Raw genomic sequence first — 23,863 nt, 5'->3', positions numbered from 1 at the left:
ATCATTTCTTTGTTCCGCTAAAATTTTGTTTTTCATACCCTTCTTCCTGATATTCGCTGGCTATATTGGTCGGGGTATTCACCATGATAAACATCGGTGTTTTAAGTTCACCTCCTTGTTTAATGACATCCATTGCAAATGTTCCACAATTGTTGTCATAAAGAGAATAAGCCTTTCTATCTTTTTTGTAATTTTTAAATCCTTTATTGGTTTCCTGAAATTTTTGAGTGGCAAAAGTATTCATCTTATTAAAATCCAAGTCTGGAAAAAAGGTAGCCTCGATCTTACCCCCTTGACCTGCTTTTGTAGAAAGACTGGTCATTACTTTTTTAACTGAAGCTGAATCAGGGTTTCCTTCATTGTCCATCTTGGCATCAGGGATGGTTCGCTTTTGAACTTTCCCTTTGGTTCCGTCCAATGTTGCATATCTACCATATTCGTAATACTTGGTAAGTCCCTCCGGCGAAACCAACAAGACCCCAGCATGACCAGGCCCTTTTACTTTGCCAATAGCTTCAATTTCGGAATCTATTTTGTACTCAGGATAAACGATTAAATAAGCAAATCCTTTCTTTTTGGTTTTTTGTATAGTTGAGTTGCCTCCTTTCCGCTTAATGGTTTCATTATCCTGCTGCACCACATGTGTCAACTCATGCGCCAGCAGCCGTTTACCACTGCTGTTCTCCGGATTGTACTTCCCAGCATTAAAATACACATCCTGCCCGTGCGTAAATGCTTGCGCGCCCAGTTCTTTGTTCATCTGTACAGCGTCTGTATCGGTATGAATGTTGACGTTGCTAAAATCGGTTCCAAAAGCCTGTTCCATTTCAGCACGGGTATGGCCAGCTAGTTGCGCACCTTTCCCTGAGGAGTCCTGTATCCGGCTACTCAAATGAGCACTTGCCGTTGTAGTCCCTCCCGTCTCTGCTTTTTGTTGCAGAAGCGGCTCTTCCTCCTCTTTAGCCATTTGGACGGGCTCTTTTTCTTCCTCGGGAGCATCCATTTTTTGCAAGGGCTCTTCTTCTTTGGGATCCGCTTTTTGTTGCACAGGGAGGGCTTCTTCCTCTTTGGGCGCATCCATTTTCTGTACAGGCTTTTCTTCTTCCGGCATTTGTTCCCGCTGTAGCTCCGGTTTTTCCTGGATGAGTTTGTCCTTTTCCATCCGGCTTTCGGCGGTGCTTAACTTCTCATCCTCTTGCGGGGTAGCCAGAGTAGCGCGTTGAACGGTGCTGATCTCTTGCCGTTGCAGCACGGGCGTTTGATTTTGGCCGCTGACCACCTGGTTGGCTACACTATCCGCCTCTTGCTCGTATTTGTCGCCGGGTTGGCCAATGCTGAGCTTGGCCTGGATGGCTTGGCCATTTCCTGATTGGGCCCCTGCCTGGAAAAACGGCTGCTTTTCCTGATCGTTAGATTTGGAGAAAAAGGGTTGCTCCTTTTCCGGCTCATGGTTTTGCTGCGGGTTGCGGTGCCGACGAGAAAGAAATGCACTTTTCATGATCCAGTCATTTTAGATAAAAACTCAGTTGCCAGGGCGAGGTAATCCAGTGCGCCATTGGATTTTTGATCAAAAGAAAAAACATCGACTCCAGCTTGTTGGGCTTTGGCCAGCGCAATGCTGTTGCGGATATGGATTTTAAAAACCTTGTCAACTCCGTAGTCCTGCTTTAGGCGATTCTCTACTTCACGAGTCATCGTTTTGCGGGCATCGTAACGGGTCAGTACAAATCCCAATACTTTAATGCTGCTGTTCAAACGCTGAATGAGGGTCAGATGCCGCAAAAAGCTATTGGCCCCTTTCAAAGATAGGAATTCTGCATTTAAAGGCATCAGAATAAAGTTGCTGGCCACCAGGGCATTCACCGTAAGCATCCCGATCGAAGGGGGGCAATCGAGCAACACGAAATCGTAAGCAACAGTCAAGCGTTGCAAGATTTGCGACAAGATGTGTTCCCGGCCATAAACGCTCACCAGTTCAAGTTCTGCGCTGGCCAGCTCCAGTGAAGCGGGCAATAGGTCCAGTCCACTTCTGGTTAATATTGCAGACCCGGGGTTACACGCTTGGCCGCTTGCCTCCTGTTTCAGCAAGTGGTAAATGTTCGGTTCTGGCTCATCCAGCACACCAAGCGCTTGCGACAGGCTAGCCTGTGGGTCTAGGTCGATGAGCAGGCATTTTTTACCCCTTTCGCGCAGGGCTGCGGCCAGATTGAGCGTAGTGGTAGTTTTACCCGCGCCCCCTTTTTGAATAGCTACTGAGACGACGATCATTTTGCAGCGGATTCGCCTACAATGCCTTCAAAATAGGTGCACACTTTATTCCAAACGCAGATGGCTACTTTTTTCCCCAACTCCCGGCCATTGAGATCGCCTTCTTCAAAGTGGATGCCCCCATACCGCCTGGACCAACCCGCCTGTTCGGCTGCTTCGTGTACAGTGGCCCAGGTGAGGGTGACTTCTTTAGCGGGTGTGCAATCCTTTTCGATGACCGAACTTTTCACGGGAAAAGTGACACAATCGCCATAGGCATTGGAGCCGCAGAAGCAGGTAATGATTTCTGCCATGGCCCGGCTGAATGTACTGTGCCCCGACACATACTCGGCGAATGGCGGAGTAGTGAGCAGATACGGGCACCAGCCCTCTCCTTCCATACTGACGGTGCCCCGGCAAGGGCCACCCCAAGCCTCAAAGCAAACTTCGTCGCGCAATTCGTGAATGACCGAATCCGGGCGGGCGTAGTCGTAGTGGACTTTGGCATCCCAGGCCGCAATGGATGCATCCAGCAAGGCATTGGTCAGGGCGAAGAACAGCTTGATCACATTGGCGTTTTTGAACTCATTTTTTTCGGCGATGTAGTGGGCAATGCGGCAACACTGCGCCGGAGGTACCGTCCAGTAGCCATATCCGAGTACGGTAGTAGTGGTGTCAAATTTATCCTCGTGCATACCTGCCCAGTATTCGGCGATCAGTTTCTGTTCATCGCTCAGGCAAGCACTGAGGTGTATGATTTCGTCAAGCTGGCGTTCGAATTTAGGGGTGCCGCAGGCAGCAGGGGCAGGTGGACGGAATTGGTGCCCATACTGTAAGGCAAATGGCTTAACCAGTCCCCACTGTGGGGTCAGGAATTTTTGGGACTTGCGGGCAGCGTCGTTCTGGGGCTGCCATTTTGCCACGTCTTTCAGTGGTTTTTTGGGCGGCGGGTCGTTCACTGGCTTGTAGCCGGTGTAGTCGGCGTAATCCTCGTCCTGATTGGAGCCATCGCCCCGGCGGCATTCCAAAATCAGCTTGGCAGCAAGGTTGCCAATGCCCTGGGGCTTGCTGGGGTCCTGGGTATCATCGCTGGTTTGGCAACCAAGTTCTTGCAGCAGCTTGGCAAACATGGCCTTGTGCGCCTCTGGCAAGTTGTGGCTGAACAAATCTTCCAATACCCGATAAGCAGCAAAGCTGAAGGCAATCTCCCGGTTCTTTTGGGTGCATTCTTCTTCTGGGCGCTTCATACGGGCCCCGGTAGTGGTGCTTACTTCACAGCCGCCGCTGTACGCCGTCCAGGCATCGTACATGGCCGTGTGTACCATGGCCAAGGCACGGGCAGCAATGGTGGGCGGCGTTTTGGTGTAGTAGATGGCATCGCAGGCTAGGCGATTCCAACGGAGTGCTAGGGGTGCTTGGTAGGACATAGATTGAACTGTTTGGTTAGTTAGAAAATTGGATTGGAGCTCAGGTATCAGTTAGGGGTTTCAATGAATTATTTTGTAGTCCTTATACAGCATTTTTTGGATGCTACTTTGTTTTGTATTGAGATTTCTTTTATTGGAAAATAAGCGAATACTCTATCGCGTATTGGCGGAATTTCGAAGCCTTTTTGCAAGCATTCTTGCTAGATTTTTCCAAATTTCAGGATACTCTTCAGTGATATCTAAAAAATGAATAATTGGTATTTTTGCTACAATAGAATCACCATTGGAAATTGCATTCAAATAAAAGACATCAGTAGGTATGATCATTGGAAACTCGCCAAAGCATCCCCCACTTGTGATGATGTTAATTTGCTGACCATCTTTTTGTAATTCAACCTGACCGATTAACACCATAAAAAAATGATCACCAGCTAATTCTCCTTGTTTGTATATTTTTTGATTCTGTTTGTAAATTTCCAATTCTGAAAACTCTGCTAATTTTTTAGCTATTAAAGCGTTATTGTTTACCAATTCTTGTTCTTGAAATGCTCGAACAAGCCTATCATATCCAAGCCTTCCATCAAAGTATTCTAGATATTTTAAATCCAACTTCTCGGGATTTGTATATTCTTCTATTTCTGTCAACAAATTCAGTATGCTATTTAATGTTTTATTTTTCTCAATGTTATTTTCACTTAAACCAAGATTTTCCTTTTTTATCTCAGTATTTAATTTATTCAATAACAATATGCAATAATCTTTAAAAGATTGATTAACAATATGTGAAAACTCCTCTAGATGCGAGGATAGTTCTTTCATATCGCCTTTTGTTATAATCTTTCTCAGATTCTGGACCATTTTTATGGTTTCAACTTTGTTGGTATTCATCGTTTACTTGGATAAAGAGATGATTATCTTGAATCGGAAATGAATGGGGTCGATTATACGCTTTTCTAAATTTGTTCATTTGATTTGAGCTCTTTTGGACTAGTGTGCATGTTTGTGCGTATGAAGACCCAGGGATAATCTTACAGATCAAAGACGCCGTACCAGCGGGGTAGTTTTAGGAGGATGAGTGGGGAATGCAGGCATACTTTCGACTCAGTGTTTAATTCAATCAAAACGCAAAACCTTTGTATCAAAATCACGTCCTTGTTCCTCGCTGGTTGCGATGAGTACCGTGCGCCCGTCGGTGCGTACTGATACCAAGCCGTAGATCAGATCGGTATTGATGGGCACATGCAGCAGCGTGCGGTAACCCGATTCGCCCTGTGCCTGGATCAAGGTATTAAAGGCATCGTGGGTCACATAATCGTTGGCGCCTGGCTGGCTGCGGGTTTTGACCGAGCCGGGGAATTTCAACTCGGTCGACCGCGCCAATTCAGTGGAATATACCAATGGCGGGTATTGCTTTCCATCTTTACCCTTGTACTCGCTGCCATAGTAAGCGCTTGCGCCCAGTATTTGCGGTTGGGGGTGCGAATAACTCTCATTATCCCCCGAACTGATGATGGTAGCCTTGGGTTTCATGTGCTTCAAAAACTCAAACAACACATCTTCTGAGCCATGGTGGCAGCCTTTGGCAATGTCAACGGCAAATTCTTCTTTGGGGATGTAGTTGAGCAGGAGTTTTTGCGACTCTTCATTCAGATCGCCGGTCAACAATATTTTAACCTGGTCGAAGTCGATGCGCAGCACAATGGAATGACCGTTGACCGTTTTGGCTTCGCTACCGAGTTTGCGCAGGCCGATTCGGTTATTGTTAAAGGGTTCTATGATGGGGCCGAGTACCCGGATTTTGAGACTCGGATTGTCTTGTTCGTACCCAGGTAAGAAGCGCGTATCAGCCGAAATTCGGGCAATGTTTCCGGCTTTTTGGATCAAAAGATCAGCCAATTCCTGGTATTCGGGTATAAACCGATCTCGGTTGCTCTGGAAATCGGCTTTGCCGTTTAACAATTGTGTAATAAATGTAGGCCTTTTGTTTAAATTATACGTTCTGATCGGGAAATCAGCAATAACGCCGTCGCTTACTTCCGTACCGAGTTTTGGTGACTGTCGGAAACGCCCCAACCCATTGTGGTAAAAATTGACTACCTCTGTTTCAAAGCGATCGTGCCCGTGCAAGTCGCCCTTCAACAAGTCAATCATACCGCCGTAATGATCTAAATCCGGGTGCGACAGGATCAAGTTTTCCAACTGGACTTTCTCTCGCCTCAAGTCCTGTATGAATTTAAACCGCACGAAATTGGCTGCTCCTTTGCGGGTCATCTGGCGCGAGTTGGTTGTGCCCGCGTCGAGCAGGTGCCATTTATTATCGGGTGTTTTGAATAACACACCATCGCCCTGCCCTACGTCGATGATGTAGATTTCCAGAATAGGGTCGACCATCAGGTCGCTGCTTTTTACAAAGCCGCTGTCCCAAAAACGCGCCATCACTTCTACCCATTCAGCGTTGGGTGGATTGCTGTCTTTCACCTGTACAGGGTCGCCCCAAAGCAGGTAGGACAGGGTCTCGCCACCTCCCGCCCTGGATTTTAAGGGTATTTTGAATGGTTTGATGTATTTTTGTTGTGGCATGGGTATCGTTTGAAATTTTATGGTTTGGTTGGGTCAGAGAGACTTGAGAACATTGCGTGTCGCGTCGGATTTAACGAGTGGATTTTGGACGAAACCAGAGCAATGGGACGATTATTTTGAATTCGAAATGGATAGGTTCGATTTTGGGGGTTACATATCTGCTCATTGGATTTTTGCTTTTTTCGGGTTAGCGTGCATGCTTGTGCGTCCGAAGAGGCAAGGATAGATAGTATGGGTTAGAGAAAATACCAGCGGTAAGTAGATTACCTTATAGAATCCTAAAGACGAAGAATAGATATTATGATAAAACGCCTTTCACTCATATTGTATCTTCTTCTCGCTACTGTAATGGGTAAAACCACGGCGCAGGGACGCAATGGATCTGGCCTAAAGTAAATGATTTGTTCTGAGTTTTGTTTTCTTCCTGCGGCTTCATTATATTGAGATTCTAAAGGCCATAAGTTTTCAAACTCATCAAAACCGTTCCACATTAAGTCTTGCACATGATCAGGAGATGTTCGAGTTCCTTGGGGAGTAGTCCAAGAATAACCTGCGGCTCTCAGTAATCTGATAAATTTTGTCGATATGTTTCTATCATGCGTATTGAATAGTAACAAAATTTTGCCTTCAAAGGGCAAGTATTCGGCATTTACACCTATTGTAAAATCTTCTCTGGGCGGAGGTAATTCTTTCCTTTCTGTCATGAAATAATCCTCTCCATGCAAAGAGATTGGGTTATCGTATACCGATAACGGCTTATACCAGTTAATTCCTATTGGACTTGAGAAGCCATCCGGTGCAGTAGGATCAAATATTTCATCAGGTTGGCAAGTAGGAGGATCATCAGGATCATCAGGATCAGGGATTGGTACTGGCACAGGAACTGGGACTGGTTCAGGTTTAGTTAAATATTTATATAACAGATGAATGAGTAACGCTATTATTAATAGGGTTAAGACTACAATAATGGCCACAATTATAATAAAAAGAACTAATGGTAGTTCAAACACTAATCCTCCAATTACAACAATAACTGTTCCTCCTCCTATAATGATTATTGTTATTCCACCAATTGTGATAATAATAATCTCTACTATGACAATAACCACTTCTACGATTACTGGAGCAGGTGCAAGGAATGCAGGTGCAAAAAGTGAATTAGTACTGCCTACAGCCAAAAAGTTGCCTGAAAGCAAATTATTAATTAAATTTTGTACCGTACTTTTTACTCTATTCCAAACGTTTTCAGCAAGCTCAATTAAACTATCTATTGGGTTTTGAACTAAATTAATGATACGTTGAAATATTTGAGACAGGGCGTTGGATATCTGCTGCAAAATTTGCTGTATCATTGAAAATGCTTGCAGCACAATATTAAAAATTGCATCAATGATCTGACTTATCAACTTATTTACGCTACCAATAATTTGTGAAATGGTATTTCTGACTTCTGTGTAAAGGCGTGTAATTGTTTGAGAGAAATCATTTTGAAGTTCAATGAACTTGACTAGTAAAGTGGAATTAAAATTTGAAATAATTTCTTGATTAATAGACATACATTCCTGAACGATATTTTCAATATATTCTATTTTTTTATCTTCTGTTAGCCTGTTCATCGATGACTGTTTCGGCTTACTGAAGGATGGAAAGAGAAAATTTGCAATTTTTTGAAGGTGTTCAACAGTATTTTTTTCCAGTGCCTGTAATGCCTCTTGTTTGGATTGCTCAATTTGTTGTAGCGTTATAGATTCTATTCTCGTGAGGAAAGGGTTAATAATATTGCATAGAAATTCATCCAGTGTAGAAAGGACTTTTTGTGTAACATTTTGAAAAAATTGTAAAATAGATTGAATAATACGTGTTATTAACGAAAAAATATTTGAAAAAATTTGTGTCAGAAACCACTGAAATTGCCCAATGAGGTTCTGAATAGTTTGTATGCTAAGAGAAAGAGCGCTGGTAATAAAATTTATTACCGTATTCAGTCCTGTTCTTAACATTTCTGCACCTCTATTTATCAAACTCAGAATAAAATTGCGAAACTGGCTTACACCAGGAATATCTGGGAGTGGCATAAAGTTTAGAAGATCAGTAACATTATTGATTACTCCTAAAATCCGAGACTGAAGGAAATCGCTTGTGCTCGTAAGTGTATTATGAATGAGCAAACTAAATTGATTTCCTAGTGCCATCCCTTGCTCAAGCATACTGGAGAGAAAACTCTTTAGAACAGCAATTTGCTCGGTAGATATTACAGTTACTTGGCGTTGAAATTGAAGAATATTTTTCCTAAAGCTTGCACCAGTTATACCAAAAAAGCTTCCTATGTCTGACTTGATTCCTCTAAAATAATTGCTGGTAATTAGATTTCTATTCTCCGTGTTTTCACCAATAAGTACTCTGTTTTTCAAATAATCAGAATAAATCAGGTTGGCTTGATTTATAGCATGAGGCTTGATCGGAGATTCTGATGCCTGGACAAGACGATCCATTATAGCTGTAGGGGACGAATAAGGATGATTTTCTAAAGAATCACTTGTATCATTAAGCGCACCTTCTTGTTGAGAAGAGTTCTCACTGGCTTGCGATTCCATTGAATCGTTGAAGGCAGGCAGGGATTGTGAGCGTTTCTCATCGATTGGCCGTGCCTCATTTTCTAAGTTAGGAAATTGATTCTTCGTTTCTAAGTTTGGAACTCCATTAATTTTCTGCTGTTCCAACGAGTTCGGCGTATTGAGTACCAGTTGCAATGTATCAGACAACAGGCTTTGTCTTTTATTCTCTGATGATTCTATTTCTTCAATGTATACATTGGCATTATTGCTAAATTCTGGTTGTTGATCAGCCTCTTGTTTTTGTATAAACTTAGGTTGCACTTCCCCCCCCTGCTGCACCACATGCGTCAACTCATGCCCCAACAACCTTTTCCCCTCTCTACTCCCATCATCATACTTCCCCGCATTAAAATACACATCACTCCCATGCGTAAAAGCCTGCGCACCCAGTTCCTTGTTCATCTGCACCGCCGAGCTATCCGTATGTATCCGCACCCCGGAGAAATCCGAGCCGAAAGCCCCTTCCATTTGGGTACGGGTATTTTCGGGCAGAGGGGAACCGCCACCGCGCGAACTGCTCAAGCGACTTTCCAGGCTAGGAGTGGCAGTATTTGAATTTGTTGAATCCTCTTGCATTTGCACACCTGGGGTTTCTTCCTCCGCAGCGCATTCAGCGCATTGTTTTTGCAGGAAGGGCGTATGCTCTAATTTGGCTTGTAGGGGAGTTTCGAGAGGTTCGCCGTTGCTTTCAAAAATCGGTTTCATTTGTACCTGCTCCTCTACCCCCGGTTCTTCCTTTTTCTGCAATTTTTCCTCCTGCTCACAGTCGTCGCATTTGGTCTGGATTAGTGGAGTTGTTTGAGCTGTTGAGGACTGGAATTTAGCCTGAATGTCGGGTTCGGCATTGCTTTCAAAAATAGGTTTGCGCTGAATGGTTTTGCCCACCTGGCCATTTCCGGTAAGTCCTACAGGCCCGCTTTGATCCGGTTCGGCCAAGCGTTGCACCACTTGGTCAGCCATTTGATCCGCCTCCTGTTCGTATTGATCGCCGGGCTGGCCTACCGTGAGTTTGGTTTGAATGGTGGGCTTGCTAAAAAAAGGTTGGGACTGAGCTTGAGGGGAGAAGAAAGGGGTATTGCCTTGTTCCAAAACGCTGTCCGTCCTTTCCTTTTGGAAGAAAGGTTCCTGGGTTTCCGCTTTGGCCTGAAGCTGTTGGGTGGTCGTGGTGGATTTGGACTCGGCGGCTTTCATGAATGCGCCAGGGAATTTTTACTTCAAGGTGATAAAGTCCGATGTTTTCAAGAGCAGAACGAGATAGAGCATCACCGGAGACAAAAACGGTGATGCCTGGTTGCCTTGGTAGGCCAATTTATCGATGAGTTCAATCCAGGGCTTATCCGGTTCTTCGGTATCAATTAAATTTGTTTTCAGGGTTTCGAGGGAGGTTCCATTACCCAAAAGGACGCTGCGCAGTTGTTGGGAATAGGTTTTAAAAAAATACCAGCCCGATGCGCGGGTCCATTCCTGAACGATTTGTTCGTCGTTTAATGCCGCAAAATCAAACTTACAACTGGCTGCATTTTTGGCAAATCCCGAAGGCATTCCTGCATCATCCAGGGATTTGTGTAAATCAGCCCCAAAGGCCGCCCAATAAAAGCGATCATGGTTCAACATATCCAGATAGGCCTGCCTAAAATTTTCGGTGCTGGCATCTTTCAAACCATTGGTATGGATGAAATCGGCGGTATCTCTTACCAGAATGGTCAAGCCCGACAATAACTTCGCCATGCCCAGTTCTTTGGCTTTTGCAAAGGCAGTTTTAAATTCTTCTTTAGCATTGAGTTCCATGACTTGGCCAATTATTAGTTGATATGAATTATCTCCATTCTACTCTGAGCATTTCCTCCATCCAGGGGAGTTTGAGCAGGCTCAGGTTCCAGGGCAAACGGTCGAGCAGGATGTCGAGGGTTTTGCTTTCGACGCGCAGGAACCAGCCGGAGGGTCGTTTTTCCAACTTGCCTTCCCGTTGCAGGAATCCCTCGCGCAATCCATCGGGAGAGGCACTGCCGAGGGCGCCCCAATGTTCGATCACCGCTGCCAACAGGTTGTCTGCCTCGGCTTGCTCTGCGGGGCTGATGTGGATGGAGTGATCCAAGGGTATGTTCAGGGGCAAACCACAAAGGAATTTAGGCAAAACAAGATGGTATTCAGGGGTGTGTATTTCACCTGTGCCTAAATAGTGCAGCAAACAAATGGCTTTTTGGCGACTCCAATCGTCTTTAAATTCCAGACCTTCACACAATTCCAGGCGTTTAAAAAATTGCGCTAAAAAAGGATGGAGCAAAACGATCCCGGCATTTTGGATGAAGTACCCATTCCGATCTGTTTCAGTGGTGTTGGGAATGGCCTTGGATAAAGGATGATTGATAGGGACCTCTGGTTGATGAGCTGACAAGGGGTTATCTGCCTTCAGTTCTTGCAGCCAGTGCGTAAGCAAGGGTAAATTTTTACTTCCTTTTTCGATGTTTTGGATCACCACGAGCAGCCAGGGCTTGAAGGTCGGCTGCTTGATAGCACCCGACATCAAGATCGCCGTATTGGCTTTTTGACGCTGGATGATTACTGCATTGATGAGGATGCGCCAAACTTCTTTTTCGAGCTGCCGCTTGAATGCTGGCGAAGAAATGGCGCTGGTGTTTATTTGATTTTGCAACAACCAGGTTTTGCAATCCAGTTGCCACTGCGGCTTACTCTTTAAGGCAGGAATGCGCCGCAATAAGGCTTTGATCAGGGCATCTATCCATGCTTCGTGGGTAAAGGAAGCTGTTTTTGCATTCCGTTGGATTGCCTGATGGAGTATTTGTAGCGTTTCCGTGATGTTGGTAGCGAGTTCCAGGACGGCGGTAGGCAGCTGTTGCTGATCGTAGCCAGTAAACAGGCCAATGACTTGTTGCAAAAAAGCGTCCTCGTATTGAACAAGGAGTCGCTCCATAGCCTGGGGGCGGGTCGCCAAGAGCCGGCGTAAACGCTCCACTGCTTTTGCATCCAGCGCCAGGGTTTCAAAAATGTGGCGATGCCATTCCGGGATAGATTCGGGAATAGAGGCATGCGCAGGCAGAGCGCCGTGTTCCAAAAAATACAGCCAGAGATCAAAACGCCCCAGGCGCAAGGGTTGGCTGATAACATTGGGCGAATTTTGGGCCAGCGCCTCCAAAAGGACAGATTCCAATTCCTTCATCAGTTTTTGAACAAACACATCCGAGCGCAGGTCTTGTGGAGAAATGGTCCCGAGATCGAGCTCCAATTTATCTAGTCGAATCAATTCATCCGGGCCAGCCAGACGGTCAAACAAGCGCTCGATTCCAGGCACTACCCGCTGCCAATACAAACGACTCAACTCATGCTGGATGTCATGAGCCTCATCTTTGGCGCTAAGGCGCAAATCGAAGGTTTGTTTGCCGATGAGGTGCCGATTGGTCCTCAATTCAATTGGATTTGAGCAACTTCAGAAACTTGTTATAGGCTTTCGCTGCCAGTAGTTTCGCCAGGTTTTCAGCTTGCCAGCCCTTGGCCAAGTCTTCCATATTAATTCCTTTGGCCTGCATGCTGGCCAATACCGGAGCAAGTGCAGCCTTGGTCTCTGCCGGGATGGTGTTGGGGTGTTCCTGCAACAACTGGTCGAACAGGTACCAACTCGCCTGTTGCAGGATATTTGAAAATACACGGTGTTTAGTGGTTCCTTTGCGCCCCAGGTCTTTCTGGAGAATTTGCTTGACCAATTGAGTATAGGCAGCCAGACTGGGGGGATTGTTAACAAAAAACAAGGCGCGCTGGAAGCCCTCGCTAGAGGTTATATTATTGTCAGTAATGGCCTGGATGGCGAGCTGATATTGTTGCGCACGTTGGGTGATTGCTTCGCGGATTGCAGTCGCCAACTGGGGAACGGTAGATTCGGAAATGGCATCCGGTATTGAAACGACGGTTATAACTTCTTCCGGGATGGTATCCACGTTACTTCCAACAGGTTGGTTTACGGGTGGGCAATCGATCCAAAAGAGGTGATCGGTTTTTTCAATACAAGGGTCTCCAGGGACCTTTGGCGGATGGAGGCAGGCACATTCCGCTGCTGTGGTTTCTGTAATCTGGCAAAGCGGATCGTCCTCAAGCTTTTTGAAACAGTCTACCAAATCGCAAAGCGGATTGATTTGAGGATCACACAGCGGAATGTATTTGGGGTCGAGGTTACGGTACCAATCCAGCCAGTTCTGATAAGCCGTTTCAAACTTACACATTTGCTGCGGGCTCAGCCAAAGGATATTCAGGCCAACCATAGCGGGTACTTCGCGATAGAGCATTTCTTTGTAAAAATAACGCGCTTCAGCGCTTTTGAAACGCTGCTGCCAGCCCGGTAAAACGACGGTGGCCCAAAATGAATACGGATCGGAACCCGGGATGTATTTCAGTGCGCTATCTTGTTCCGCACATGGATCGGGTTCATTAAGGTCTTCTTCCCATTCCAATTCACAAGGGATATCTGGGCAAACTGGCAATAAACAAGCACAAGCACGATCACCCGTTTTTGTTTTTGGGCGCAAGAGAATATGCTCCAAAAGGTGCATGCCTTCATCGTTCAGGCAGGAGCGGACGCGTTCCGCCGCTTGCATCGCACTGCTGAGATCGGGATGGCAATTGGGGTGATGCGCCAATACCTTGGCAGGATTGATGATGGAAATGGTGTACGGGCCAATTCCGGATTCTGCTGAGGACTGATAATTGGAAGGGTCTTTTAATAGGTTGCAAAAATCGAAATAGGCTTGTTCGGCGGCTTCCCGGCAAGGGTAGCAATGGGCGCTTTCAAACAGGTAAGTTTGGCCACGGAATTTTGGTTCTACACTGGTTTCCACAGCCGGTTCTTTGCATCCACAAATGCTGACCTTTTGATCTAAAACATCGCCATTCCCGGGGTAATACAAACGAAAACAATAAGCATCCCCTTTTTTAAATACAGGATATTGGCGCGCCAGCAATTGGACATCTTCTTTGACAATGTCCCCCTCTTCCCTGGAAATAATGGCCATCACTGTATCGTCTTCCAAGGGGTTTCTAAGCTCCCATCTACCGTCATTTTCATTGATGTTTCCACCATCTACGGCAAAATACATCCATTCCAAAATGGCCTGATCCACATCAGTAGGCTTGGCCTGGTCAATACTGTCCAGGTAATAGCCATCTCCGATATAAAATCGGATGCGGCCTTTATAATGGGTAACTTGTCTTTTACATTCAAGGCTTAGTGCCCATTTCTGCATTTCGTTCAAGGCTTGATCACGCTCCTTTGGGTTGGGGTAAACGCAGGTGTGATTGGCTACATGGTAGGACTTATCCACCACCATGAAACGGTAACATTCCCCTTCACTTAATGGAATAAATGCCGTTTCTTCCGTTGCGGCTTCTGCAAACAAGCGGACGCCCTCAAGTTGACAAACCCTGTTTCCGCAGGCATCCCTTATACTTTTAGGCTTGTCATTCCAGGCTTCGGCTTCCGTATTGAACTCCCGGCTTTCGGCCAGAATTTCAAGTAAATGAATACAATACTGACCATTTTCGCATACAATTCGACAACTGTTGGGATTGCCCAATACAATGACAAACAAGCGGTAGGCCGCAATGGCTTCCTCAGCCGTAACAAAAACTTTTGTGCTTTGCCAGACAATTTGTTGGGTGCTAAGATCAAATCCCTGAAAACGAAAGCCTTCTGGAATACTGGTCAGGGTGCCGTTCTTGTCATTTTTATAGGAGATACGGATGGGGTAACGTTGCGCCAATTTTACCGCTTTTTCAACGGTGGGACCTGCCAGCATTTTAAATTCGCTTGGGATAACGGCCAGGTATGGCTCGTTGTCGGCGCATGCGTTGCTTCCGGTGCTGTAGATTTCCCTTAGTGAAAATAGTTTGTTGTCTCCATAGTTCTCGCTTTCAGTGGCCAACTCAATGATTTTAAGCCAATTGGACCGGGCTGCTTCCAGGGCAAGTTCGCGGCTGTCGTAGCCCACATAGGAGATGAGGAATACAAATTCAACACCCTGATCATCAGTTAAACACAAAGCATAATGGAATCGGCCTGGGTCGAGGGTTGGGCAAATAATTCGGATGACCTGTTTTTTAGGATCCAGCGGATAGGGATCAAAACTGCATATCCTTCCAAGGTTATGTTCTGCTGCGTCTTTATTTCCGTAGCATTCTTTTGACTTGGCGACTGGAAAATCTTTATTGATCAGGCGATAAATCCACTTGGCATTTTCCTCCTGTACTACGCTTTCTACTGGCCGATGATGCTCGCGCATGTAGTTCAACAGCTTGGCGACTTTTTGCTGGCTGTCAGCATTTGCATCGATCAATTGAGCGACTACTCGCTCGCCATCGGTGACTCCATTATTTTGAAGTTGCAAGTTTGGCAAAGACCTGACAAATAGCGGGTAGGCAAGCTCTGCTGCTGATTTTGTTGCAAAGGGCTGCTCGCTCTGTAACAAAGGCAGGGGGTTTCCTTCCGGTGAATTGATGGAGTAGACGAAGCGATATTGGAATGGGATGGGTAAAAGCTCAATGGAATACACGGATTGAGCGATAAAGGATTGAGGCTGCTTAGTGGTCAGCAGTTGCAATTTATGCTCAAAGTCCAAGTTCGCTGCATTTTCCGAATCCAGGGGTTGAGTGGCTTGCAACAGCACATCCGAGTTGGAGGCTCGGCGCAATATCCAACGATACTGGCGGGGTTCTTCCCTAATCTGGATGGGAGCCTGCAACTGCTTCATGGTTTTGCGCAGGGCTTTGAGGGCTTTGTCGCGGGCAGGCGCATCAGCAAAAGGCTCGGGAGTAGATGCCAGAAATTGCCCTCCGGCATCGCGAAGCAAGACGCGGTATTCTGGATTGTCCTCGGTTCCAGCGGCAAAATAGTTCTGGTCGGTTTGAGCCGCTGCTACCGCATCACGTAAATCGGATATTGCTTGCACTACATCAGTATACAACACAAAACTGGTCATCAAAACCCCAGCTGATTTGTTGCTCAATTGCCAGCCCAAAGCCTGGTCTATTTGCTGATATTGCACCCTGGTATTTTTTTTACCAAAGGCATCACTCGCGGCTTTGATGTATTTCTCAGGGGCTATTTTTTTGTCCTCTGGAATGTTGGCCTGGGCAAGTAGCAAGCCTTTTTCGTTTTTCAAACTAATCAGAGTACCTCCTTGCCCGGTTGGTTCAACGGTATAATTTTTAGGGTCTTGTCCAATGGCTTTGCAGCGCAACCAAGCGCGTTGAGCCTCTATTTCATTTGTATAGGCATTTACTCCGATAAGGGAAACACCCGGCGAGGGGTTGATGCTCCATTGAAAAGCCGTCGCTTCCTTGGTAATAAAGCGGCTAAAATCACCAATTCGTGCAAAATCAGCCAAAGCAGCTGTTTCCTCTGGAAACGCCGTATTTGCGGTTGCAATTTGTACACCTTCTTCATCGTAAAGGCGCCATTTGTACGTAATCAGGGTTTCAACCTGGTACTGCAATTGATTGAGGTCGAGATATGTTTGACTTTTTTCGCCTACTCTACTTAGGTTCAAGACTTTGTCTTGCCCCTTATTGATTTCATTCAGGAAAACAGGGATGGCTTTTGAGGCACTGGGAGTAGAACTGTAATCTTGTTTTTTGCTCTCCAGTATTTTTTCGCCCCCGCTACCCTTTAATTGGAGGGCGTAGTGGTATTCCGATACAATGATGTTTTCCTCACTTGGCGTTTCTGCAAACATTCTGCCTACTGCAGATGGATCAAAGCCCATGAACCTGCGCTGCAACTCTCCATAGGCTTCAGGATGGCGCAATTGTTCTCTAAACTGAAGGGTAGCAGGCAATACATCTTGTGCCGAGGGATAAGCTGCAATACTGGAAAGCCAGGGCCGCCCCTGTAGATCGGGCAGTACAATTCTGAAACTTTGTACCACTTCAAATTTACACAGACTGCGGCGGGTCCAATCGCTTAAACCAGACAAGAGGGTAATCCGTTTTTCGTAACCTGATACGTTTGGGGCGCCCCAGGATGGCTGAAGGTAGTCAAAAGCCCGGCCCCGATTCCGGCTGGTATCGTCGAAATGATCTAAAAATCTGGATTTGTCTTCGATGCTCAGATTCCGATCAGCTTGCGCTCCCGCAACGGCGCCAAAACGTAAGAGGGCATAATCGGTAAATTGACTGGCAAAACGGGCCAAAAGGTGATCTAAAAATGCTTCCCGTCGTTGGGCATACAATTGTTCATTTTCCAGCAAGTGTTGTAAATAATCCGCATAAGCCACCGGATTATAGACCAAGTCGAATTGATAATCAAGGGTGTTTTGGTCGTTATTGTGGATGGATTTTTGGTAATAATCTGGCATGGTCGCCAAAAATCCAGCAAAATTGGCGGCTTCCTGAGCTTCCATGGCATTGCGGTAGCGGGAATAGCTGATCAGAACCCATTCCGTTACCTGGGTGAAGCGCAACACAAAAAAATGCCCGGCTTTGTCTTCATGAATTTCTACCGAAAAATCTCCTTGGGCAATTTCGCGGATGGATTGTTGAACGTATATTTCCTGCAATGCCGAATTAGGAAGGGCAAAATGGGCCAAAGCTCCCGGAGCAGTACCACAACTATCTTCAACCCGTAGTTCATTGCGGGGATTGGTCACCAGTTGCTGCAATTTCTGGCATAAGGCATTGTCATTGGCTACAGGAACAGCGATTACACATCCATCTGGAAGCCCTTTTGCCGCGTAAATCTGCAAGAGTTGTTCAATTCCAGGCACATCATCCAATTGCTGGCTGAAATAGGTATGACGACTTGCCGGATCGCGCTTGGATTCCTGTTTTAAGGAAAACAAATTGCGCAGGTTGGCCATTTGTTCCAAATAGTTGGCCAACAATTGATCGTAAAAAAGCAGATACCCCTTGAGTTGAAGGGTTTGTGTTTTTCGGAGTGGCGTTGCGTCTTCGGGTAAACCGCCCGCCCCGATGCCATAAACGGATGGGAAATCGTTTTGAATAGAGTAATATTCGGCCAATTCGGGATGAAAAACGCCTTCAGGGATTGGAAGATCCAGGTTATCGCGGCCAGTTTTTGATTTATTGCTGATCGTAAGCCCTTTGTGGACTTTAGCTTTATCCAATTGTACATTCACCTGGCCGCTGCGCAATTGGATGCAGTTTCTATCCAGGGTAAATTGGGCGATTTCTCCATTAAAGATCGGCAAACGTTGGATATTTGCATTCAAGCCCACGCGAGTGTTCTCCGTCTGAAAAGACAGGTTTCGAATGGAAATGACGCCTTCGATATTCAAGATGGCTTGATACAGATCGGAGGCATAGAGCTCCTTGCGCAAAGGCAAGTTTTCCAGTTCCGTGGTATCTACAAAACCATAACTTTCGCTCAGGAAGGGTCGGCCAGCAAATACGTCCTCAATGGCTTTGCCTTTATTGAGCAATTGGGGTAAAGTATAAAATTGGATTTCGGGTGAGATGTACGCTTTGATGGCCTTTAGAATGGCTTCATAAACTTTTGGCACATCAACATTTTTTTCAATTTCAACATCTGCACAGATGCCCACTTCAAGCGGGCATAAAATGGTGATGTCTTGGAAATCCTCACAAAGGTTGCGGTGGGAAGAGAGTATTTTTTGTACAGCTTGATGCACCTCGCTTGAATCCGCGTCTGGTTCTTTTTCAATCAGTACGTGGTAGAGGCCATTGAGGGAAATTGGAATTGGCAATGATTTTTGTTCTTCAATTTCACAACTCAATTGATAATAGCGATATTGTTCTTCTTGAACGGGGTTTAAGTAAAGATGTGCATCCTTAACTGGTTCTAACCAGGCATTGCGCACCCCTTTGACTTCCAAAAGTAGTTTGCGGTAGTCAAGAATGGTAGTGGGGTTACAGGTTAAGATTTCGAGCGGGCTGAAAAAGTTGTCATCTTCGGGGAAGTCTTCACTTTGGTTCACTCCGTTTTTTCCCGAAGCCAGCAAATCGGCAATGGGCAAAGTGGTGCGGTAGCCCAAATCTACCAGTGCGTAGCACAAGGCTTCCAGGATGGTGATGCCAGGGTCGTGCGCATTGTGATCTGTCCAGATTTTGCCCGAGAGTTCGCCAATGTGCTTTAAGCCTTCTCGCCGCAAAACCTGGAAATCCAAATGCGGGCGTTCAGCAAAGAAAGGGTCTTTTTGCTGGATGACGCTGGAGTTGTTTTCAGTTATTTCGGCCATAAGGGATGCATCAATCGATGTTGTTTGGATGGGGCTCAGGAATATGTTTCAAAAATGTTTGCGGAACACCTTTGGGAAAAGGATCACGCTTGCGGTTCATCCAATTTTCGGCACAATCATTAGGTCTATCGTTTTGGGGGCATTCTTTTCGGTCCAGATCAATACAAATTTCACCCCCAGTAAGAATGGAGCGGGCGGTCAGGGGTACTATTTCATTTTGCTCTACCCCCGCTGTATCGATCAATTTTAGGGCTGTGATAAAATCGATGTAATCCAGGCGTTCAATAAACCCGAGCACATCGGAATAAACCACCGTTTGACCGAAGGATAACTTGTCTGAATTGCCCAAATACCAGGGCGCCAGGAAATGGGTCAAGTCTGTTTTTAACTGCGCGGTGTAATAGTTTTCATCCCGCCCAGGCATTAATCTCACTTTTACGTCAACCTTGATTTTTTCGAAGCGGGGGTTCAGTACCTTAATACGGGCAAAAGGAGATGTGTTGCGACTTAAAAACTCCTTGATTGCGCTTAACATACTCACGGGTACTTTAGGCTCGAGGCCGTCCCCTGCTTTCAATTTTGTCAAATCTGGAATTACTGCCACAGCAATGAATCCTGGAGCAACTTCCAAGTCGCGCCGATATTGGTTGGCGGAAAGACCAAAAGTGTGGCTGATGCACTTGCACTTAAAAAGCTGCGGGAAGGCTTCCAATACCAGATGCTCAATATCAAAAGTATCAATCCCACGGCCTTTGTGGCGCAGGTGTTCACTCACCCGGGTGTAGAGGTGTCCCTGAGCTTCGGGCAATTGACCGCCAAAGGATTCGTAGGGTTGCTCCAACTTTTTGATGCTGAAGTCAGGAAGCAAAGGTTTGGCGATCTTCATGGGCTCCAGCGCTGTCCCCACCCGAGCAATCTCACTATTGGGCAACAGTTGGTAAGTTGACAGGGCGCTTTGCGTATGTATCCCTATTACTTCCGCTACTGCTGCAACGGATTGGGGGGCAGCTAGTTTTAGCCAAAATAGGTGCTTGTTGTCCGCAGTTGGAGGCATCAAGGTGTTGCCAGTATTGGAGATGTCGCGAGGCACGGCAATTTTGACGATGCCAGAACGGGTCATACGTTCGGTGGCGTCCTCTAATAGTTCGAAGCCCGTCCGTAACGGCTGCCAACGATTGCCGCTGAGGTAATGCCAATGGATGAGCGCCCGCTTGCTCTCCGAATCAGCAGTGGCTTCGGCGAATTGGAACAACAAGTGCAGGTTTGAGCCAGGCCGTAGATTCTCCAGTCCAATGAATAAAGACCCTTCATCGGTAAAGGTGGGAAGCAGCGTTGGTTTTAAAGTCAGGTACTCCGTTTTGGAGGAATTGGCGAAGGGGTAGAGGTGGATGAGTTCGATGTCGTTGTTGTCGGCGGTGGCGGTGTAGTCTAATATTAGTGATTTTATGGTTGGTGTGTAGGGTTCTTTGGGGAGGCCCAATGCACCTACACGCAACAAATCCTGGATAATACTCAGTTCAGCCTGTAATTTGTCCAATAACTCAAGAACACCACTTTCGTCCGTTGCAGGTGTAGTTGGATCATCAATTGCTCTTAACCGATTCTTAATCCTATCTATGATTATTTTCATGTCATTACTCAATGAATTAATGGTTGATATTTTACCTTCAATATCACTGAATAATCCCAATGCATTACTTACATCTGTAGCGGAGGGCACTGTACTTGTTAATACAGCTGTATTAATTGCGTCTAATTTTGTTTGTAAAATTCCCAACAGTTGAATAATTCCATCTGTATCAAAAAGGTCCAAGGTTAGGCTAGAATCTAGATTAAGCGCGGGTTGAATCTGGTTTTCAAGTAAATTACCTAGGGTTGTAATATCACTATTTATATTTCTAATTAATGTTTCAATGGTATTTCGATGGGTGATTGCACTGGTTAAATTGATCCGCATGGCATTAATTGAAACCGGATCTACCATCCCTGCAAGTTGGAACATTCTCCTGGCCAAAACAAATGCATACCTATCATGCTGAAAACTAACCCCATCAAGGGCGATTCTTAGAAATGCTTTATCACTATTGACATTGAAGTATTCAAGTTCTCCTGGCTTAAGAGATTTGTTTTTGTAGATAAGAGTAGAAAACTCGGTTCTATTAAATTCTTTATAATAGATTGAGTCCAATATTAATTCCCTTTCACATGCATTACCTCCAGCTTTATCTTGGAATAATATATTTGGATTAGGAGTAAAATCCTTCCAGGTTCGATCTTCTAACAAAGCAGCTTTAAATTTAAAACTATTGTTGTTTATAGACGGGCTTCCATCTTCAAAAGGTTCATAATCATAATCCCGATAATGCACGCTTAAGCTCGATGGTAAGTCCTTCCATTCAGTGGAAATCCAGAATTTTTGCCAATTTTTGCAAAATATTTCTTTGCTACCAATGTAAAAGGTTGAGCCTAATTTAGGTCTGGTTCCAAATGGAAGTATAGGACTATTCACATCCTGCAAACTCTCTTCATTCTGCACAATCAAATTCTTTACCCCACATACCTGTACATCAATTTTAACATTTTTGATAGTTAAATGCCTGAAGTAGTGATAGAGTGAGGTTAATATTTGTCTGGTTTGGTTCAAGTTATCCAGGCAACAGTTCTTTTCACCCACCGCATTTTCACATAGCAACTGAATTTCGGGATTCAGTTCTATTTTCACCATGGGAAAGGGATGTTCTATTTTAAAGTTTTCTTTGATGGCTTCTGGGTGGTAAAAGGCTACTTTGGGTTCGTCGGGCTCGATTCTAGAGTTAAAAATGAGTTGGACATTTCCCGATGCAGGAGTCAAATAAATGGTAAAAGGCGTTTTTTCTATAGGCAGTGCCCCTTTTGGTGTAAACCAACCTTCTTCGCCGCTAAATTGTAGGGAAAAGAGGCTTTTATTTTCAAGACTTCTATCCAGGGTCCCCTCGATAACCTTCAAGACTCGCTCATCTTCAAGAAGCGGCATACAGGTGATTGGGTCTTTAATTGCGAAGAAACTTATATAATCATAGCCGATTGGATAAGGATTTTGTTGCAGCAACAACAAATTGAAAAATCGAATTAAAGAAGCAAAAGGCATTTCATGCAAAGAAAATTTTCCATTGACCTCACTACTCACCAAACCTTCCAACAACGTTTTTTCAGTAGGCGTGAAAGGAAATCTGTCATTTAAAAACGCATCTATGTTTTCTATGGTAACTGGCGTTGATTTATCCAATTCTTCCTGCAAAAATGATTTGGCTTCGGCTGAAAACAAGTTTTCAATTTTGATGATTACCCGTTCGTTGATTTGGTAAAAAGTTTTGCTGGTGAATTCCTTATATTTCTCAAAACATGGGGTGAAAATATCGCGATTCCCACCATCTTCACAATTTATGGTAATGGTTACATCTCTTCGCCCTTCATTCAACCACAACACCGGAGATGCCAACACAAAACCAATGCGACCGAAAGGATTGTTTTCGGGAGTGTCTTTGCCTGGAGCAATGTATTTGCTGGGTTTAGAGCCCAAAGTTGCCCAGTTTTTCGACTGTTCGTCTTTAAATTTTTCACCTTTCCCATCAGCAGAGTTGGCTACGGGAGCAATGTAAACACCCTCCACTTTTCCATTCACCTGATTCAAATAAAGCGTTTTCAAATCTTTTATCTGCGCTTTATCAATGACAATTTCCTCGTCAGTTTGGAAAACGATGTCTGCATTGTTGGCATCCTTGCCGTCTTTAAATGCTGTATTTTTTTTTATCGGGTAACTTTCCAGGTGTTTCGCGATCTCAAAGACGAGGTGGGCTTGATCGGGAACAACACCTTTGGGTTTAATTTGTAGTACGTGTTGGTAAAAAAAATCGAGGTGGGCTTGGGTCAACTGGTTGAGGTCACCCTGAAAATAGCGGAACAGGCGAATAAAGGCAAACAACAGCCCCAGGTGCGGTTCGTTTCTACTTTTTAAGGCCTCCAAGCCTGCTTCAAGATGATGAGGTATTTCATAGGCAATCAACTTTAATCCGCCCAGCAGTTGGTAGATGAGTTTGCTCGCTTCTTCTTTTAGCCACAAGATCGCCCCATTGTTTCCACCAGGTATATTTTTAATGCTTTCATCTGTGGAGAAGATGTCTTCGATGGGCAAACTCCATGGCGCCTGGGTAAGGTTGGTGAAATTGCGTTTACCCACACAAAGATACTTAAGGGAGGTATTGCTTAGTAGGATAAATCGCAACACGGCGGGCAGCAATGTTGTTCGGATAGCACCTTCAAGGTACGAGACCAGATCAAACTCGTACGAACGCGCCAGTTTCTGTAAGTGATCAATAGGCAGCAACAGTTCATAGTAGGAAAAATCAAGCAGAATTTTCAGGTTTTCAAGACTGGGGTTTTGTTCAAGGTTGCTGAGGATTCCCAGTAGATCCTGCTCCAACTGATCAAAATCAGTCTTGCTAAAGCGCACCATCCTGAACGGCAAGCTGTTTTCAAAAAACGCAAGCCAATTGCTCAATTCTGTGTATTCCTCTCCTTGTTCATTCCTTTTTTGTTCATAAAAAACGATTTGCCTGGCGTATTGATGAATGTAACCCAATAAATCTGCCAGAGATCGGCTATCAATAGGCGCATACTCCGATTTCAGGGCAAAGGAATCCGCCAAGCGTTTGCGCTGACTAGAACCTGGGCGATTGAGGAGCGGGTGTTGAATTTTTGAGGGTCGAGCCATGATTTTTTGCTAATGGATACTAATAAC

10 protein-coding genes are annotated in these 23,863 nt (G+C 45.2%); all 10 read right to left on the bottom strand.

Features of this window, described 5'->3' with window-relative positions:
- Position 1: 1 nt before the first annotated feature.
- Complete coding sequence (locus tag SFV55_RS20385; RefSeq protein ID WP_320031395.1) at positions 2-1,498, bottom strand: DUF4157 domain-containing protein; 1,497 nt, start codon at positions 1,496-1,498, stop codon at positions 2-4.
- Positions 1,495-2,268 (bottom strand): ParA family protein, encoded by a 774-nt coding sequence (locus tag SFV55_RS20380; RefSeq protein WP_320031394.1) that lies wholly within the window; start codon positions 2,266-2,268, stop codon positions 1,495-1,497. The genes SFV55_RS20385 and SFV55_RS20380 overlap by 4 nt, the downstream gene beginning before the upstream one ends.
- Entirely contained in the window at positions 2,265-3,674 is a 1,410-nt protein-coding gene (locus SFV55_RS20375) for a vanadium-dependent haloperoxidase (RefSeq protein ID WP_320031393.1), read from the bottom strand. Before SFV55_RS20375 ends, SFV55_RS20380 begins: the two co-directional genes overlap by 4 nt.
- A gap of 153 nt (positions 3,675-3,827) precedes the next feature.
- The gene (locus tag SFV55_RS20370; protein ID WP_320031392.1) at positions 3,828-4,493 is read right to left on the bottom strand and encodes a cyclic nucleotide-binding domain-containing protein; all 666 of its coding nucleotides are present in this window, start codon (positions 4,491-4,493) and stop codon (positions 3,828-3,830) included.
- Between the two features lie 294 nt (positions 4,494-4,787).
- The gene (locus SFV55_RS20365; protein WP_320031391.1) at positions 4,788-6,254 is read right to left on the bottom strand and encodes a ComEC/Rec2 family competence protein; all 1,467 of its coding nucleotides are present in this window, start codon (positions 6,252-6,254) and stop codon (positions 4,788-4,790) included.
- A gap of 278 nt (positions 6,255-6,532) precedes the next feature.
- Positions 6,533-10,060 carry a DUF4157 domain-containing protein gene (locus SFV55_RS20360; protein WP_320031390.1) on the bottom strand — a complete coding sequence of 1,176 codons (3,528 nt, stop codon included), beginning with the start codon at positions 10,058-10,060 and terminating at the stop codon, positions 6,533-6,535.
- A gap of 18 nt (positions 10,061-10,078) precedes the next feature.
- Positions 10,079-10,657: a hypothetical protein gene (locus tag SFV55_RS20355; RefSeq protein ID WP_320031389.1), complete on the bottom strand. Its 579-nt coding sequence runs from the start codon at positions 10,655-10,657 to the stop codon at positions 10,079-10,081.
- 28 nt (positions 10,658-10,685) lie between these two features.
- Positions 10,686-12,293, bottom strand: a complete 1,608-nt coding sequence (locus tag SFV55_RS20350) for a contractile injection system tape measure protein (protein ID WP_320031388.1) — start codon at positions 12,291-12,293, stop codon at positions 10,686-10,688.
- A 1-nt stretch (position 12,294) separates the two neighbouring features.
- Positions 12,295-19,086, bottom strand: a complete 6,792-nt coding sequence (locus tag SFV55_RS20345) for a hypothetical protein (RefSeq protein WP_320031387.1) — start codon at positions 19,084-19,086, stop codon at positions 12,295-12,297.
- Between the two features lie 10 nt (positions 19,087-19,096).
- On the bottom strand, positions 19,097-23,836 hold the full coding sequence (locus SFV55_RS20340; RefSeq protein WP_320031386.1) for a hypothetical protein: 4,740 nt from the start codon (positions 23,834-23,836) through the stop codon (positions 19,097-19,099).
- Between the last annotated feature and the right edge of the window lie 27 nt (positions 23,837-23,863).

The organism is Haliscomenobacter sp. (assembly GCF_033763495.1).
Lineage (GTDB): Bacteria > Bacteroidota > Bacteroidia > Chitinophagales > Saprospiraceae > Haliscomenobacter.
The sequence above is the reverse complement of the archived record's forward strand: the minus strand, read 5'-3'. Positions and strand labels throughout refer to the sequence as shown.